Annotated in this window: 9 protein-coding genes, 1 tRNA gene and 3 rRNA genes; 8 read left to right on the forward strand and 5 right to left on the reverse strand. The window is 52.9% G+C overall.

Annotated features, from left to right (window positions below; all coding sequences use genetic code 11):
- The first annotated feature begins 61 nt into the window (after positions 1–61).
- Positions 62–2,143 carry a putative bifunctional diguanylate cyclase/phosphodiesterase gene (locus BFV67_RS19900; protein ID WP_069598833.1) on the forward strand — a complete coding sequence of 694 codons (2,082 nt, stop codon included), beginning with the start codon at positions 62–64 and terminating at the stop codon, positions 2,141–2,143.
- Here the strand turns inward: BFV67_RS19900 and envR are convergent.
- On the reverse strand, positions 2,059–2,778 hold the full coding sequence (gene envR / locus BFV67_RS23600) for an acrEF/envCD operon transcriptional regulator (protein WP_071965109.1): 720 nt from the start codon (positions 2,776–2,778) through the stop codon (positions 2,059–2,061). The two genes, BFV67_RS19900 and envR, sit on opposite strands and share 85 nt — an antisense overlap.
- 388 nt (positions 2,779–3,166) lie before the next feature.
- Between envR and BFV67_RS19905 the strand changes: the two genes are divergently transcribed.
- The 7 genes from BFV67_RS19905 (at position 3,167) to BFV67_RS19935 (ending at position 12,585) form a co-directional block, all read left to right on the forward strand.
- Positions 3,167–4,306, forward strand: coding sequence for an efflux RND transporter periplasmic adaptor subunit (locus BFV67_RS19905; protein WP_045372042.1), 1,140 nt, complete (start codon positions 3,167–3,169; stop codon positions 4,304–4,306).
- 11 nt (positions 4,307–4,317) lie between these two features.
- Positions 4,318–7,431 carry an efflux RND transporter permease subunit gene (locus tag BFV67_RS19910; protein ID WP_023294691.1) on the forward strand — a complete coding sequence of 1,038 codons (3,114 nt, stop codon included), beginning with the start codon at positions 4,318–4,320 and terminating at the stop codon, positions 7,429–7,431.
- A gap of 304 nt (positions 7,432–7,735) precedes the next feature.
- Entirely contained in the window at positions 7,736–7,957 is a 222-nt protein-coding gene (locus tag BFV67_RS19915) for a lipoprotein (RefSeq protein ID WP_008502867.1), read from the forward strand.
- 474 nt (positions 7,958–8,431) lie between these two features.
- Positions 8,432–9,457 (forward strand): amino acid ABC transporter substrate-binding protein, encoded by a 1,026-nt coding sequence (locus BFV67_RS19920; protein ID WP_008502868.1) that lies wholly within the window; start codon positions 8,432–8,434, stop codon positions 9,455–9,457.
- Positions 9,458–9,524: 67 nt separating this feature from the next.
- A complete protein-coding gene (locus BFV67_RS19925; RefSeq protein ID WP_069598834.1) occupies positions 9,525–10,706 on the forward strand; it encodes an amino acid ABC transporter permease in 1,182 nt (393 codons plus the stop codon).
- Between the two features lie 9 nt (positions 10,707–10,715).
- Positions 10,716–11,819, forward strand: a complete 1,104-nt coding sequence (locus BFV67_RS19930) for an amino acid ABC transporter permease (protein WP_008502870.1) — start codon at positions 10,716–10,718, stop codon at positions 11,817–11,819.
- A gap of 7 nt (positions 11,820–11,826) precedes the next feature.
- Positions 11,827–12,585 carry an amino acid ABC transporter ATP-binding protein gene (locus BFV67_RS19935; protein ID WP_008502871.1) on the forward strand — a complete coding sequence of 253 codons (759 nt, stop codon included), beginning with the start codon at positions 11,827–11,829 and terminating at the stop codon, positions 12,583–12,585.
- A gap of 106 nt (positions 12,586–12,691) precedes the next feature.
- Here BFV67_RS19935 and rrf (BFV67_RS19940) read toward each other — a convergent pair.
- From rrf (BFV67_RS19940) to BFV67_RS19955, 4 genes are all read right to left on the reverse strand, one after another.
- Positions 12,692–12,807 (reverse strand): 5S ribosomal RNA (gene rrf, locus BFV67_RS19940).
- Between the two features lie 43 nt (positions 12,808–12,850).
- Positions 12,851–12,926: transfer RNA gene (locus BFV67_RS19945), tRNA-Thr, on the reverse strand.
- Between the two features lie 14 nt (positions 12,927–12,940).
- A 5S ribosomal RNA gene (gene rrf / locus BFV67_RS19950) occupies positions 12,941–13,056 on the reverse strand.
- A gap of 65 nt (positions 13,057–13,121) precedes the next feature.
- Positions 13,122–16,026: ribosomal RNA gene (locus BFV67_RS19955) — 23S ribosomal RNA — on the reverse strand.
- Positions 16,027–16,115 lie beyond the last annotated feature (89 nt).

The raw sequence follows: 16,115 nt of genomic DNA on the forward strand, positions 1-16,115 counted from the left end.
TGATAATGTCTCGCCCTTCTCAACCGCTCTAGCGTAACCCCACACTCGAGTAGAACCGTCCATGCTGGTCAGCCAATACAACCATATCCTTGTTGTCCTCTCCTTTGTTGTTGCCATCCTTGCCGCGTATACCGCACTGAATATGGCGGCACGTGTCGCCGGGAGTGAGGGTATCGCTGCCCGCGTCTGGCTGGTTGGCGGCGGTATTGCAATGGGCATCGGCGTGTGGGCTATGCATTTTATCGGCATGCTGGCGATGGATCTCTCCATGAGCATGAGCTACAACGCCAGCCTGACGGTGTTATCGATGGTCATCGCCGTCGGGTCGTCACTGTTCGCGCTCTGGCTCGTGAGCTGCGATCGGCTACGCTTGCGCCGTCTGCTGCCCGGTGCGCTGGTGATGGGAAGCGGTATTGTTGCCATGCATTACACCGGCATGGCCGCGCTGGAAGTGATGCCCGGGATAATCTGGGATAAGGTCTGGGTGGCCATTTCGGTCGCCATTGCGCTTGCCGCTTCACTCGCGGCATTATGGCTGACCTTCCGCCTGCGTCACGACGCCGCGCAGGTCGTGCTGATGCGCACGGGTGCCGCCATCACCATGGGCATAGCCATTGCCGGGATGCACTACGCCGGGATGAAAGCCGCACAGTTTCCGATGTCCACAATGGTTCACCATGAGGGTATTAACGGGAGCTGGCTGGCGGTGCTGGTGAGCGTTGTCGCGCTCTCTATTCTTGGGATTACCCTGTTGGTATCAATGCTGGACGCCCGCCTTCAGGCGCGTACCGCACTTCTGGCCTCGTCCCTTGCGGAAGCTAACCGGGAACTCGCACAGCTGGCCCTGCACGATACCCTGACGCGGCTGCCCAACCGTATCCTTCTGGAAGACCGACTCGATCAGGCCATCAGCAAAGCCGATCGCGAGGGAACCCATTTTGCCCTGATGTTCATGGATCTCGACGGCTTTAAAGCCATCAATGACGCTTACGGCCATGATGTCGGTGACAAGCTGCTGATTGCCGTAACGGAGCGCCTGCTGCATCTCCTGAAGGGCCAGTTCACCCTGGCACGTATCGGCGGTGATGAGTTTGTTCTGCTGGCTGAGGGGGAAGGCCCGGACGATGCGGCCTCCCTGGCGAATTCGCTGGTGCGCGCGATCGATAGCCCGTTCAACCTCGACCACTATGAACTGATGGTCACCCTCAGCATTGGGATCGCGCTGTATCCTCACGACGGCAAAACCGAACGTGAGCTCATGTTTAACGCCGATGCGGCGATGTACCATACCAAGCATATGGGCCGGAACGGTTACCACTTTTTCCAGCCCTCGATGAATACGCTGGCGCAGACCCACCTTCAGTTAATGAACGATCTGTGGATGGCGATCGATCGCAATGAGCTCCGCCTGCTGTATCAGCCAAAATTTCACGCCCCCGCCGGCCCTCTCCTTGGATTTGAGGCGTTATTGCGCTGGCAGCATCCTAAGCAGGGGTTACTGACCCCGGACCTTTTCCTGCCGCTAGCGGAAAAAACGGGGCTGATTATCCCTATCGGCAACTGGGTAATTAATGAAGCCTGTCGCCAGCTGCGTGAATGGCATCTTCAGGGACATCAAAGCTGGTCAATGGCGGTAAACCTGTCGACGCTGCAGTTTGAACAGCCTTCGCTGGTCAACACGGTTCTCAACTGCCTGGCACTTCATCATGTGCCACCAGAAATGTTGATCCTGGAGGTGACGGAAACCACGGCAATGAGCAACCCGGATGAAAGTGTACGGGTGCTGACAGAGCTGACGGAAGCGGGCGTAAAGGCCTCCATTGATAATTTTGGCACCGGCTATTCAAGCCTGCTGTACCTCAAGCGCTTACCCGCCTGTGAATTGAAAATCGACAGGGCGTTCGTGAAAGAGCTCAGCGGAGAAAGCGAGGATGCCACCATTGTCTCCGCGATTGTAGCCCTCGCCAAAACACTCAATCTGAAAGTCGTGGCTGAAGGCGTAGAAACCGAAGCACAGCAGGCCTTTTTGACCGAGTTGGGCTGCAACACCCTTCAGGGTTATCTGTTAGGTAAACCCGTCAGCGCGCAAACCATAGAGGCGCTTTGTGCGCGAGGGGAGATGCTACCTGGCGCAGGGCTGTAAGCATCCTCATGAGGCGATACGCGAATGACAGGGAGTGTCGCCAGAATGCTATCGACCAGGGCGGGTGCCTGCTGATAAAGATTGAAACTTTCGTTATTCATTAACCAGTTTTTAATTATTCCGCTAAAAAAGCCGTGGAATACGATCAAGGTCAGATCAACATTTACCTTTGGCGAAATGATGTTCCGTGAAATACAGGCCTCCAGCGAGGCACGCAGCGTGTCATAATTGAATCCAATCCGTTTTCTGATGTCTCTCTCTGAAATCATGTCACTGCTAAATTCACATTTATGATACAAAATTTGTAAAAGTGCGCATTGTCGAGGCTCACGCGCAATATACTGCAACGCAGTAATAAATTGCTCACGAAGTATTAACAATGGATCATCACCTTCGGAAAGGGAAAGCCTGTCGCGAATAATGTCGCGAAGCGGTAATTGCTGCTCCCAGATGGCATTAAATATTTCAGCTTTACTGGTGAAGTGCCAATAGATTGCACCGCGCGTCACATTTGCAGCATCCGCGATGTCCGTCAGCGTGGTGTTGGCTACGCCACGCGTCGCAAACTGCCCGATAGCCGCCTCAATCAACTGCTGCCGGGTTTGTTGAGCTTCTTCTTTCTTTTTCCGCGCCATAGACAACGACTCGCTACTCACAAAGTTTATACGTAACACAGGTCAGGAGAACGAAAGTATTCACCAATTCCCGTTTTAGTTTTGCACAAAAAAAGTCAATCTTCTTAATTTATAGTTTAGCTAAATACATATTTAAGTTTAAATTCACGCCATGAATAAATGAGGCAAATTAAGCGCTATTTAACTGATTAGCTTGCCGGAAGAAGACAGAGAAATAAACCGAGTCTGATTCTGATTTTTCTGCTCAGACCTTGCCATTCGCACTTATAAATTAAAAAACATTAAATACCCTCATTATTATACGCAGCTACATTTTATTTTTTTATCCCGCTGCCCCTGCTACCGATTCACGCTAAATATCGGTTACCGGGTATTTAAAGGAACAGTAATGACGAATCATTTCAGACGCTTACCCTTAGCCGGTTTCATTGTCTGCGCTGTGCTGCTCTCAGGATGCGATGGCCAGGAAAACCAACAACAACATCCGCAGGCTCCCCAGGTCACTGTGCATATTGTGAAAAGCGCACCGCTGGCTGTCACCACTGAACTCCCGGGCAGAACAGATGCGTTCCGCGTTGCAGAGGTTCGTCCGCAGGTTAGCGGTATTATCCTGCGTCGCAACTTCACGGAGGGCAGCGATGTAAAAGCTGGAGATTCGCTTTACCAGATTGATCCTGCAACCTATCAGGCGGCTTACGACAACGCCAAAGGCGAGCTGGCGAAGGCCCAGGCGGCGGCCAATATTGCTCACCTGACGGTGAAACGTTATCTCCCGCTGGTCGGTACACAGTATGTCAGCAAGCAGGAGTATGACCAGGCCGTGGCCACGGCCCAGCAGGCAGACGCCAGCGTCGTCGCCGCCAAAGCGGGCGTTGAAAGCGCGCGCATCAACCTTGCCTATACCAAAGTGACATCGCCCGTTGATGGTCGCATCGGTAAATCCAGCGTAACGGAAGGGGCGCTGGTCACCAACGGGCAGGCAGCGGCGCTGGCAACGGTTCAGCAGCTTGATCCGATGTATGTCGATGTCACCCAGTCCAGTAATGATTTTTTGCGCCTGAAGCAGACGAGCCTGCAAAAAGGCGATACCGCCAGCAGCGTTGAGCTACTGATGGAGAACGGGCAGCCCTATCCGCTGAAAGGCACATTGCAATTCTCAGACGTCACGGTGGATCAAAGTACCGGCTCGATTACCCTGCGCGCCATTTTCCCGAATCCTCAACATCTGCTGTTACCGGGTATGTTCGTTCGCGCCCGGATTGATGAAGGTACGCAGCCGGATGCGATTCTGGTTCCCCAGCAAGGCGTGACTCGCACGCCGCGAGGCGATGCCACCGTGATGGTGGTGAACGATAAAAACCAGGTTGAGTCTCGCACCGTCGTTGCGCCTCAGGCGATTGGCGACCGCTGGCTGGTGACGGAAGGGCTGAAAAACGGTGACCGCGTGATTGTCAGCGGGCTACAAAAGGTCAGACCGGGCGTAACCGTCGTCGCCACGCCTGATACCACCACCGCTCCAGCCAGTTAAGGGACGACGACATGGCTAATTTCTTTATTCAGAGACCGGTTTTCGCCTGGGTACTTGCCATCATTTTGATGATTGCTGGTGGGCTGGCCATTCTCAAACTTCCCGTCGCACAGTATCCGACCATTGCGCCTCCCGCCGTGGCGATATCCGCAACCTACCCGGGAGCAGATGCTCAAACGGTGCAGGATACCGTGACCCAGGTTATCGAGCAGAACATGAACGGTATCGATAACCTGATGTATATGTCCTCCACCAGCGATTCAGCGGGTAACGTCACCATCACTCTGACCTTCGAGTCCGGAACCGATCCGGACATCGCCCAGGTGCAGGTGCAGAACAAGCTGCAGCTCGCCATGCCGCTGCTGCCGCAAGAGGTGCAGCAGCAAGGGATTGGCGTTGAGAAGTCCAGCAGTAGCTTCCTGCTGGTCGCCGGTTTTGTTTCAGACAACAAAAACCTCACGCAGAATGACATCTCCGACTATGTTGCCTCGAACGTCAAAGATGCCATCAGCCGAACGTCTGGGGTCGGAGACGTGCAGCTGTTCGGTGCCCAGTATGCGATGCGTATCTGGCTCGACAGCAATGCGATGAACAAATACCAGCTGACGCCGCTGGATATTATCAACCAGCTGAAAACGCAGAACGACCAGATAGCGGCAGGCCAGTTGGGCGGGACGCCATCCATCCCAGGACAGCAGCTGAATGCCTCGATCATCGCGCAAACCCGCCTGAAATCACCGGAAGAGTTTGGCCGTGTGACGCTCAAGGTGAACCAGGACGGCTCGATGGTGCATCTGAAAGATGTGGCTCGCATTGAGCTGGGTGGCGAAAACTACAACATGGTGACAAAAATCAACGGGCAGGCGGCAACCGGCCTGGGGATTAAGCTGGCAACCGGGGCAAATGCGCTGGATACAGCGGCAGCCATCAAGAGCAAGCTGGCACAACTGCAGCCGTTCTTCCCGCAGGGGCTAAAAGTCGTCTACCCCTATGACACCACACCGTTTGTGAAAATCTCCATCCACGAAGTGGTGAAGACCCTGTTTGAAGCGATTATTCTCGTCTTCCTGGTTATGTACCTGTTCCTGCAAAACCTGCGGGCAACGCTCATCCCGACTATCGCGGTTCCGGTCGTTCTGCTGGGTACCTTCGCGGTTCTGGCGGCGTTCGGTTTCTCCATCAATACCCTGACAATGTTCGGCATGGTGCTGGCGATAGGTCTGCTGGTTGATGACGCTATCGTGGTCGTTGAGAACGTTGAACGCGTCATGGTCGAGGACAAGCTGCCGCCGAAAGAGGCTACGCAGAAATCGATGGGACAGATCCAGGGGGCACTGGTGGGGATCGCCATGGTGCTCTCGGCGGTCTTTATCCCGATGGCCTTTTTTGGCGGCTCGACGGGGGCGATCTATCGCCAATTCTCGCTAACTATCGTTTCCGCTATGGCATTGTCAGTACTGGTTGCGCTAATCCTGACGCCAGCGCTCTGTGCAACGTTGCTTAAGCCTGTTTCAGCCGATCATCATGAGAAAAAAGGGGGCTTCTTCGGCTGGTTTAATGCGCTCTTTGATAAGAGCGTTGAGCACTACAGTAACAGCGTGAGCGGTATCTTGCGCAAGACCGGACGCTATCTGTTGGTGTACGTCATTATTGTCGGTGGAATGGCGGTGCTCTTCCTGCGCTTACCGACCTCCTTCCTCCCCGAAGAGGATCAGGGGGTGTTTATGACAATGGTTCAGCTCCCGGCGGGGGCAACCCAGACGCGTACTCAGCAGGTTCTCGACCAGGTTCAGGACTACTACCTGAACAAAGAGAAAGCAAATGTTGAATCCGTCTTTACTGTAAACGGCTTTAGCTTTAGCGGCCAGGGTCAGAACTCCGGTATTGCCTTCATCAGCCTGAAGCCCTGGGAAGAGCGTCCTGGGGCGGAAAATGGCGTTGAAGCCATTGTGGGTCGCGCGACAAAAGCTTTCAGTCAGATTAAAGACGGCCTTGTATTCCCGTTTAACCTGCCCGCTATTATTGAGTTAGGTACCGCAACGGGCTTCGACTTTGAACTTATCGATCAGGCAAACCTGGGGCATACCCAGCTGACGCAGGCGCGTAACCAGCTGCTCGGCATGGTGAAAGAGCACCCTGATCTGCTGGTGCGCGTGCGTCCTAACGGTCTTGAAGATACGCCTCAGTTCAAACTGGATGTCGATCAGGAGAAAGCACAGGCGCTGGGCGTTAGTCTTTCTGACGTCAACCAGACGATTTCGACGGCCTTAGGGGGCACCTATGTGAATGACTTTATCGATCATGGCCGCGTGAAAAAAGTCTATGTACAGGCCGACGCGAAATTCCGTATGTTGCCAGGGGATATTAACAACCTTTATGTGCGCAGCGCGAACGGGGAAATGGTGCCGTTCTCAGCCTTTAGCAACGCTCACTGGGTTTATGGTTCACCTCGTCTGGAGCGCTACAACGGAATGCCTTCGATGGAGATCCTCGGCGAATCAGCCCCGGGTAAAAGTACCGGTGAGGCCATGGCTATGATGGAAAGCCTCGCGGCAAAATTGCCTTCCGGCATCGGTTATGACTGGACGGGAATGTCTTACCAGGAGCGACTTTCAGGTAACCAGGCGCCTGCACTGTACGCCATTTCACTGATCGTGGTGTTCCTGTGTCTGGCAGCGCTGTATGAAAGCTGGTCCATTCCGTTCTCCGTTATGCTGGTTGTGCCGTTGGGGGTCATCGGGGCCCTTCTCGCAGCCTCGCTGCGCGGGTTAAACAATGACGTCTATTTCCAGGTCGGCCTGCTGACCACAATTGGTCTGTCGGCGAAAAACGCCATCCTGATCGTCGAATTTGCTAAAGACCTGATGGAGAAAGAAGGTAAAGGCATCATTGAAGCTACGCTTGAAGCGTCAAGGATGCGCCTTCGACCGATCCTGATGACCTCCCTGGCCTTTATCCTTGGCGTCATGCCGCTGGTGATCAGTACCGGAGCCGGGAGCGGTGCGCAAAACGCCGTCGGTACGGGTGTGATGGGGGGAATGCTTTCCGCAACGCTTCTGGCGATTTTCTTCGTGCCCGTCTTCTTTGTGGTTGTTCGTCGACGCTTTACCCGCCATAAAGATTAACATTTCCCTAAAAAGGCACCTCTGGTGCCTTTTTTATTTTTAACATAAACAATGAATTAGGCATTAAGCAAAAGCCATGTTAAAAATACAGTGATTTGCATTAAGTAAAAACACTCTCTTACCCCTTCATAATGTCTCCATTAATTCGTCCGGAAATCGATTTTTCTCCACGATTTTTACAAACTACATAATTTGAGATTATTCCTCGTGTAACGCGGACTTACCCCGGTGGTAAAATAACCTCCAGTTCGTTAATTGCCCTCCTGGCTTTATAGCGGACGAGAAATAATACTGAGGTAACATCATGAAAAGATTCATTTCCGTTGCACTACTCGCTGCGCTGCTTGCTGGTTGCGCGCACGACTCTCCATGTGTACCGGTTTACGACGACCAGGGCCGACTGGTTCATACCAATACCTGTATGAAAGGCACCACCCAGGACAACTGGGAAACAGCAGGTGCTATCGCCGGCGGCGCTGCCGCAGTGGCGGGCTTGACGCTGGGTATTGTTGCCCTGACGAAGTAACATCAGTTAAGAAAGCGCGGCTCTGGCCGCGCTTTTGCTTTTAATCAGTGCACTATTTTCAAAGAAGTAAAAAAATAGCCCCGTATTTATTCGTGCCTTTCATTTCAGCCTGAAGCCAGTCACATCTTTTTCGTACACTTTTTTAAATTACCTGTTCTATTGTGATGATTTTCACACATTAATATTATTGAATATCCTGCCAATATTCACTCTGGAAACTATCTCTTCTTTTTTCTGGCGCGCCTCAAAACTTTTGCTCCAATTTGTGGCACAGGTTGTAATTTCGCACCGTTTCAGGGCGCTCGTTTTATTTAAGCCTGTCTACACTCAGCATTAAGCGTTCACTCATCTCTTATTTTGCCGAACGCAAAACTGGCATTACGTTTGCTTTATAAACGTTGGCCAAAGCCACAGACAGGTAAAGCGTTTAAAAAACGCCTCTATAACGATAAATTTCGCCACACAGGAAGCATTATGAAAAAGACGATGATAGCCAGCCTGGCCGCTGCAGGCTTGATGTTTGCCGTAGCCGGTCAAGCCCATGCGGGAACGACACTGGATGCCGTTAAAAAGAAAGGTTTTGTTCAATGTGGTATCAGTGACGGTTTGCCTGGCTTCTCTTATGCCGATGCGAACGGCAAATTTACCGGTATTGATGTAGATGTCTGCCGTGGTGTTGCCGCCGCCGTTTTTGGCGATGACAGCAAGGTAAAATATACCCCGCTGACGGCAAAAGAACGCTTTACGGCACTGCAGTCCGGCGAGGTTGACATGCTCTCCCGTAATACCACCTGGACCTCCTCCCGCGACGCGGGTATGGGGATGTCATTTACGGGCGTGACCTATTATGACGGGATCGGCTTCCTGACCCACAATAAAGCAGGCCTGAAAAGCGCCAAAGAGCTGGATGGTGCGACCGTTTGTATTCAGGCGGGTACCGATACCGAGCTGAACGTCGCCGATTATTTCAAAGCAAATAACATGAAATACACGCCAGTGACATTCGACCGCTCGGATGAGTCGGCTAAAGCGCTGGAATCGGGCCGTTGCGACACGCTGGCCTCTGACCAGTCACAGCTGTACGCCTTACGCATTAAGCTGAGCAATCCGGCAGAGTGGATTGTCCTGCCTGAAGTGATCTCCAAAGAACCTCTCGGACCCGTCGTTCGTCGTGGCGATGAAGACTGGTTCTCCATTGTTCGCTGGACGCTGTTTGCCATGCTGAACGCAGAAGAGATGGGCATCAACTCGAAAAACGTGGATGAGAAAGCGGCTAATCCATCTAACCCGGATATGGCGCACCTGCTCGGTAAAGAAGGTGATTTCGGCAAAGATCTGAAGCTGGATAATAAATGGGCTTACAACATCATCAAACAGGTGGGCAACTACTCGGAGATCTTTGAACGCAACGTGGGATCGGAAAGCCCGCTGAAGATCAAACGCGGTCAGAACAATCTCTGGAACAACGGCGGTATTCAGTACGCGCCACCAGTACGTTAAGTCATAGCTGTAACGGGCACTGCTCATGCAGTGCCCACTCCAGAGTCATGGTTACTGAGGTTTCTTTATGTCCCATCGCCGCTCAGCCGTAAAAGGATCGCTATCCTTTTCTCATCCCGCGGTCCGCGCCTGGCTATTCCAGATTATTGCTATTGTTGCGGTTGTTCTCATCGCCGTGTATCTCATCCATAACACCATCACCAACCTGAACAATCGCGGCATTACCTCCGGTTTTGCGTTTTTGGATCGCAGCGCGGGCTTTGGCATTGTTCAGCATCTTATTGATTACCAGGAAGGTGAGACGTACGGACGCGTATTCGTGGTCGGTTTACTGAATACGCTGTTGGTATCGGCGCTTTGTATCGTCTTCGCGTCGATACTGGGCTTCTTTATTGGCCTGGCGCGTCTTTCTGAAAACTGGCTCCTGCGGAAGCTGTCGACGGTTTATATCGAGACGTTCCGCAATATCCCCCCGCTGCTGCAGATCTTCTTCTGGTATTTCGCCGTACTGCGTAACCTTCCTGGTCCCCGTCAGGCCGTCGACGCGTTTGAGCTGTTTTTCCTGAGTAACCGTGGGTTGTCCATTCCTTCTCCTCAGCCGGGCGAAGGACTGTATGCTTTCATCGGCGCAATTGTGATAGCGCTTGCCCTCTCCGCTGGGGTATTCCGTTTTAACCGCAAGCATCAGATCAAAACCGGTCAGCTTCGTAGAACCTGGCCCACCGCAGTCATCCTGATCGTTAGCCTGCCACTAGTGGCACACTGGCTGTTTGGCGCCGCGTTGCACTGGGATGTTCCCCATCTGCGAGGCTTTAACTTCCAGGGGGGAATGGTGTTAATTCCTGAGCTGGCGGCCCTGACATTGGCGCTATCGATTTATACCTCAGCCTTTATCGCTGAGATTATTCGTGCCGGGATCCAGGCCGTCCCGCACGGGCAACACGAAGCGGCACGCTCATTAGGATTACCGCATACGGTGACGCTTCGCCAGGTCATTATTCCGCAGGCGTTGCGGGTCATCATTCCGCCTCTGACCAGCCAGTATCTTAACATCGTCAAAAACTCGTCGCTGGCCGCCGCTATTGGTTACCCGGATATGGTTTCACTCTTCGCCGGAACCGTGCTTAACCAGACCGGACAAGCCATTGAAACCATAGCCATCACCATGTCTGTCTATCTCATCATCAGCCTGGTAATTTCACTGCTGATGAACCTCTATAACCGTCGTATAGCACTGGTCGAGCGCTAAGGATCTATGATGACAAAAGCGATACTGTCGCACGCCTCGCGCCCTGCCAACTCGACAGGTGGACGTTTCATTCTCTGGGCGCGAAAGAATCTGTTCTCCAGCTGGAGTAACAGCCTGCTGACGATTGTCTGCCTGTGGCTCATGTGGGAATTGATTCCTCCCCTGCTGAACTGGGCGTTTTTACAGGCCAACTGGGTCGGTTCAACCCGAGCTGACTGTACAAAAGCCGGTGCCTGCTGGGTGTTTATTCATGAACGTTTCGGTCAGTTCATGTATGGATTGTATCCGCATGAACAGCGCTGGCGGATTAATCTCGCGCTGGTTATCGGCCTGCTCTCTGTTGCGGTCATGTTCTGGAAAAAGCTGCCTCATCGTGGACGCTATATTGCCGTCTGGGCAGTGGTTTATCCAATTATTGTCTGGGTGCTCTTGTATGGCGGTTTTCTGGGGCTGGAACGCGTTGAAACACGCCAGTGGGGCGGACTGACGCTGACGTTGATTATCGCGTCAGTGGGGATAGCCGGTGCTCTGCCGTGGGGGATTTTACTTGCCCTCGGACGGCGTTCAAAAATGCCGATCGTTCGCGTGCTCTCCGTTATCTTCATTGAGTTCTGGCGCGGCGTACCGCTTATCACCGTTCTGTTTATGTCATCGGTCATGCTGCCGCTATTTATGGCAGAAGGAACAACGATCGACAAACTGATCCGTGCCCTGGTCGGGGTGATTCTCTTCCAGTCCGCCTATGTCGCTGAAGTTGTGCGCGGTGGTCTGCAGGCGTTGCCTAAAGGCCAGTACGAAGCGGCGGAATCACTGGCTCTCGGCTACTGGAAAACGCAGGGACTGGTCATTCTTCCCCAGGCACTCAAGCTGGTCATCCCGGGCCTGGTCAACACGATCATTGCCCTCTTCAAGGATACCAGCCTGGTGATCATCATCGGGTTGTTCGATCTCTTTAGCAGCGTACAACAGGCAACCGTTGACCCTGTCTGGCTGGGTATGTCCACCGAAGGATATGTCTTTGCTGCCCTGATCTACTGGATCTTTTGTTTTAGCATGTCGCGCTACAGCCAGCATCTGGAACAGCGCTTTAACACCGGGCGTACACCGCACTGAGGAAAATATGAGCCAAATAACTATGACACCCGCCGACGCGATGATTACGCTGGAAGACGTGAACAAATGGTACGGACAGTTTCATGTCCTGAAGGATATTAATCTTAAGGTCAAGCAGGGAGAGCGCATCGTCCTGTGCGGCCCGTCCGGCTCCGGGAAATCCACAACCATTCGCTGTATTAACCACCTTGAAGAGCATCAGCAAGGACGCATCGTGGTTGATGGTATCGAGCTGAATGAAGATATCCGCAATATCGAACGCGTGCGTCAGGAAGTGGGAATGGTATTTCAGCACTTTAATCTTTTTCCGCACCTGACCGTTCTGCAGAACTGTACGCTCGCACCGATTTGGGTACGAAAGATGCCGAAAAAGGAAGCCGAGGCGTTGGCAATGCACTATCTGGAGCGTGTACGTATCGCAGAGCATGCCAATAAGTTTCCTGGTCAGATATCGGGTGGACAGCAGCAGCGTGTGGCTATCGCCCGTTCACTGTGTATGAAACCGAAAATTATGCTGTTTGATGAACCGACATCAGCCCTCGATCCGGAAATGGTGAAGGAGGTTCTGGATACCATGATTGGACTGGCACAATCCGGCATGACCATGCTGTGTGTCACGCATGAGATGGGGTTCGCGCGAACCGTGGCTGACCGGGTGATCTTTATGGATCGTGGGGAGATTGTTGAGCAGGCGCCGCCAGATGAGTTCTTTGCGCATCCGAAGTCAGAACGTACGCGAGCATTCCTGTCGCAGGTGATTCATTAATCAGATCTTTTTGCCCGGTGGCGCTGCGCTTACCGGGCCTACCGTTTTCACGAGAATCATAACGCAAAAAGGCCATCCTTTCGGATGGCCTTCTCACTTATTTGATGTCTGGCAGTTCCCTACTCTCACATGGGGAGACCCCACACTACCATCGGCGCTACGGCGTTTCACTTCTGAGTTCGGCATGGGGTCAGGTGGGACCACCGCGCTAAAGCCGCCAGACAAATTCTTTTACTTCTTGCCGAACTTTAACCTAAGTATAAAGTGGTGCTGATACCCAGAGTCGAACTGGGGACCTCACCCTTACCAAGGGTGCGCTCTACCAACTGAGCCATATCAGCACGCTAAATTTGATGCCTGGCAGTTCCCTACTCTCACATGGGGAGACCCCACACTACCATCGGCGCTACGGCGTTTCACTTCTGAGTTCGGCATGGGGTCAGGTGGGACCACCGCGCTAAAGCCGCCAGGCAAATTCTGTTAAATCTGTATCAGGCTGAAAATCTGTCTCTTCGCCAAAACATCTTCGGCGTTGTAAGGTTAAGCCTCACGGTTCATTAGTATCGGTTAGCTCAACGCATCGCTGCGCTTACACACCCGACCTATCAACGTCGTCGTCTTCAACGTTCCTTCAGGAGACTTAAAGTCTCAGGGAGAACTCATCTCGGGGCAAGTTTCGTGCTTAGATGCTTTCAGCACTTATCTTTTCCGCATTTAGCTACCGGGCAGTGCCATTGGCATGACAACCCGAACACCAGTGATGCGTCCACTCCGGTCCTCTCGTACTAGGAGCAGCCCCCCTCAATTCTCCAGCGCCCACGGCAGATAGGGACCGAACTGTCTCACGACGTTCTAAACCCAGCTCGCGTACCACTTTAAATGGCGAACAGCCATACCCTTGGGACCTACTTCAGCCCCAGGATGTGATGAGCCGACATCGAGGTGCCAAACACCGCCGTCGATATGAACTCTTGGGCGGTATCAGCCTGTTATCCCCGGAGTACCTTTTATCCGTTGAGCGATGGCCCTTCCATTCAGAACCACCGGATCACTATGACCTGCTTTCGCACCTGCTCGAGCCGTCACTCTCGCAGTCAAGCTAGCTTATGCCATTGCACTAACCTCCTGATGTCCGACCAGGATTAGCTAACCTTCGTGCTCCTCCGTTACTCTTTGGGAGGAGACCGCCCCAGTCAAACTACCCACCAGACACTGTCCGCAACCCGGATTACGGGTCTACGTTAGAACACCAGCCATTAAAGGGTGGTATTTCAAGGACGGCTCCACGCAGACTGGCGTCCACGCTTCAAAGCCTCCCACCTATCCTACACATCAAGGACCAGTGTTCAGTGTCAAGCTATAGTAAAGGTTCACGGGGTCTTTCCGTCTTGCCGCGGGTACACTGCATCTTCACAGCGAGTTCAATTTCACTGAGTCTCGGGTGGAGACAGCCTGGCCATCATTACGCCATTCGTGCAGGTCGGAACTTACCCGACAAGGAATTTCGCTACCTTAGGACCGTTATAGTTACGGCCGCCGTTTACCGGGGCTTCGATCAAGAGCTTCGCGTTGCCGCTAACCCCATCAATTAACCTTCCGGCACCGGGCAGGCGTCACACCGTATACGTCCACTTTCGTGTTTGCACAGTGCTGTGTTTTTAATAAACAGTTGCAGCCAGCTGGTATCTTCGACTGATTTCAGCTCCACCCGCAGGGGCTTCACCTACATATCAGCGTGCCTTCTCCCGAAGTTACGGCACCATTTTGCCTAGTTCCTTCACCCGAGTTCTCTCAAGCGCCTTGGTATTCTCTACCTGACCACCTGTGTCGGTTTGGGGTACGATTTGATGTTACCTGATGCTTAGAGGCTTTTCCTGGAAGCAGGGCATTTGTTACTTCAGCACCGTAGTGCCTCGTCATCACACCTCAGCGTTAAAAAACGACCGGATTTACCTGGTCGTTCCGCCTACATGCTTAAACCGGGACAACCGTCGCCCGGCTAACATAGCCTTCTCCGTCCCCCCTTCGCAGTAACACCAAGTACAGGAATATTAACCTGTTTCCCATCGACTACGCCTTTCGGCCTCGCCTTAGGGGTCGACTCACCCTGCCCCGATTAACGTTGGACAGGAACCCTTGGTCTTCCGGCGAGCGGGCTTTTCACCCGCTTTATCGTTACTTATGTCAGCATTCGCACTTCTGATACCTCCAGCAACCCTCACAGGCCACCTTCAACGGCTTACAGAACGCTCCCCTACCCAACAACACATAGTGTCGCTGCCGCAGCTTCGGTGCATGGTTTAGCCCCGTTACATCTTCCGCGCAGGCCGACTCGACCAGTGAGCTATTACGCTTTCTTTAAATGATGGCTGCTTCTAAGCCAACATCCTGGCTGTCTGTGCCTTCCCACATCGTTTCCCACTTAACCATGACTTTGGGACCTTAGCTGGCGGTCTGGGTTGTTTCCCTCTTCACGACGGACGTTAGCACCCGCCGTGTGTCTCCCGTGATAACATTCTTCGGTATTCGTAGTTTGCATCGGGTTGGTAAGCCGGGATGGCCCCCTAGCCGAAACAGTGCTCTACCCCCGAAGATGAGTTCACGAGGCGCTACCTAAATAGCTTTCGGGGAGAACCAGCTATCTCCCGGTTTGATTGGCCTTTCACCCCCAGCCACAAGTCATCCGCTAATTTTTCAACATTAGTCGGTTCGGTCCTCCAGTTAGTGTTACCCAACCTTCAACCTGCCCATGGCTAGATCACCGGGTTTCGGGTCTATACCCTGCAACTTAACGCCCAGTTAAGACTCGGTTTCCCTTCGGCTCCCCTATACGGTTAACCTTGCTACAGAATATAAGTCGCTGACCCATTATACAAAAGGTACGCAGTCACACCACGAAGGTGCTCCCACTGCTTGTACGTACACGGTTTCAGGTTCTATTTCACTCCCCTCGCCGGGGTTCTTTTCGCCTTTCCCTCACGGTACTGGTTCACTATCGGTCAGTCAGGAGTATTTAGCCTTGGAGGATGGTCCCCCCATATTCAGACAGGATACCACGTGTCCCGCCCTACTCTTCGAGTTCACAACCTGTGCATTTTCGTGTACGGGACTGTCACCCTGTACCGTGCGACTTTCCAGACGCTTCCACTAACACACAAGCTGATTAAGACTCTGGGCTGCTCCCCGTTCGCTCGCCGCTACTGGGGGAATCTCGGTTGATTTCTTTTCCTCGGGGTACTTAGATGTTTCAGTTCCCCCGGTTCGCCTCGTTAACCTATGTATTCAGTTAACGATAGTGTGTCGGAACACACTGGGTTTCCCCATTCGGACATCGCCGGGTCAAAGGTTCATATCACCTCGCCGGCGCTTTTCGCAGATTAGCACGTCCTTCATCGCCTCTGACTGCCAGGGCATCCACCGTGTACGCTTAGTCGCTTAACCTCACAACCCGAAGATGTTTCACTTCTGATTGCGAAAATTTGAGAGACTCGAACACACCATTAAGATGTGTCGTTTCAATTTTCAGCTTG

The sequence above is a fragment of the Enterobacter roggenkampii genome (assembly GCF_001729805.1).
In the GTDB taxonomy this organism is placed as follows: Bacteria; Pseudomonadota; Gammaproteobacteria; order Enterobacterales; family Enterobacteriaceae; genus Enterobacter; species Enterobacter roggenkampii.

What these genes read in the sequence shown, in the direction of transcription:
- BFV67_RS19900 (WP_069598833.1), top strand. Translation starts at nt 62, where the DNA reads ATGCTGGTCAGCCAATACAACCATATCCTTGTTGTCCTCTCCTTTGTT.
- envR (WP_071965109.1), bottom strand. Translation starts at nt 2,778, where the DNA reads ATGGCGCGGAAAAAGAAAGAAGAAGCTCAACAAACCCGGCAGCAGTTG.
- BFV67_RS19905 (WP_045372042.1), top strand. Translation starts at nt 3,167, where the DNA reads ATGACGAATCATTTCAGACGCTTACCCTTAGCCGGTTTCATTGTCTGC.
- BFV67_RS19910 (WP_023294691.1), top strand. Translation starts at nt 4,318, where the DNA reads ATGGCTAATTTCTTTATTCAGAGACCGGTTTTCGCCTGGGTACTTGCC.
- BFV67_RS19915 (WP_008502867.1), top strand. Translation starts at nt 7,736, where the DNA reads ATGAAAAGATTCATTTCCGTTGCACTACTCGCTGCGCTGCTTGCTGGT.
- BFV67_RS19920 (WP_008502868.1), top strand. Translation starts at nt 8,432, where the DNA reads ATGAAAAAGACGATGATAGCCAGCCTGGCCGCTGCAGGCTTGATGTTT.
- BFV67_RS19925 (WP_069598834.1), top strand. Translation starts at nt 9,525, where the DNA reads ATGTCCCATCGCCGCTCAGCCGTAAAAGGATCGCTATCCTTTTCTCAT.
- BFV67_RS19930 (WP_008502870.1), top strand. Translation starts at nt 10,716, where the DNA reads ATGACAAAAGCGATACTGTCGCACGCCTCGCGCCCTGCCAACTCGACA.
- BFV67_RS19935 (WP_008502871.1), top strand. Translation starts at nt 11,827, where the DNA reads ATGAGCCAAATAACTATGACACCCGCCGACGCGATGATTACGCTGGAA.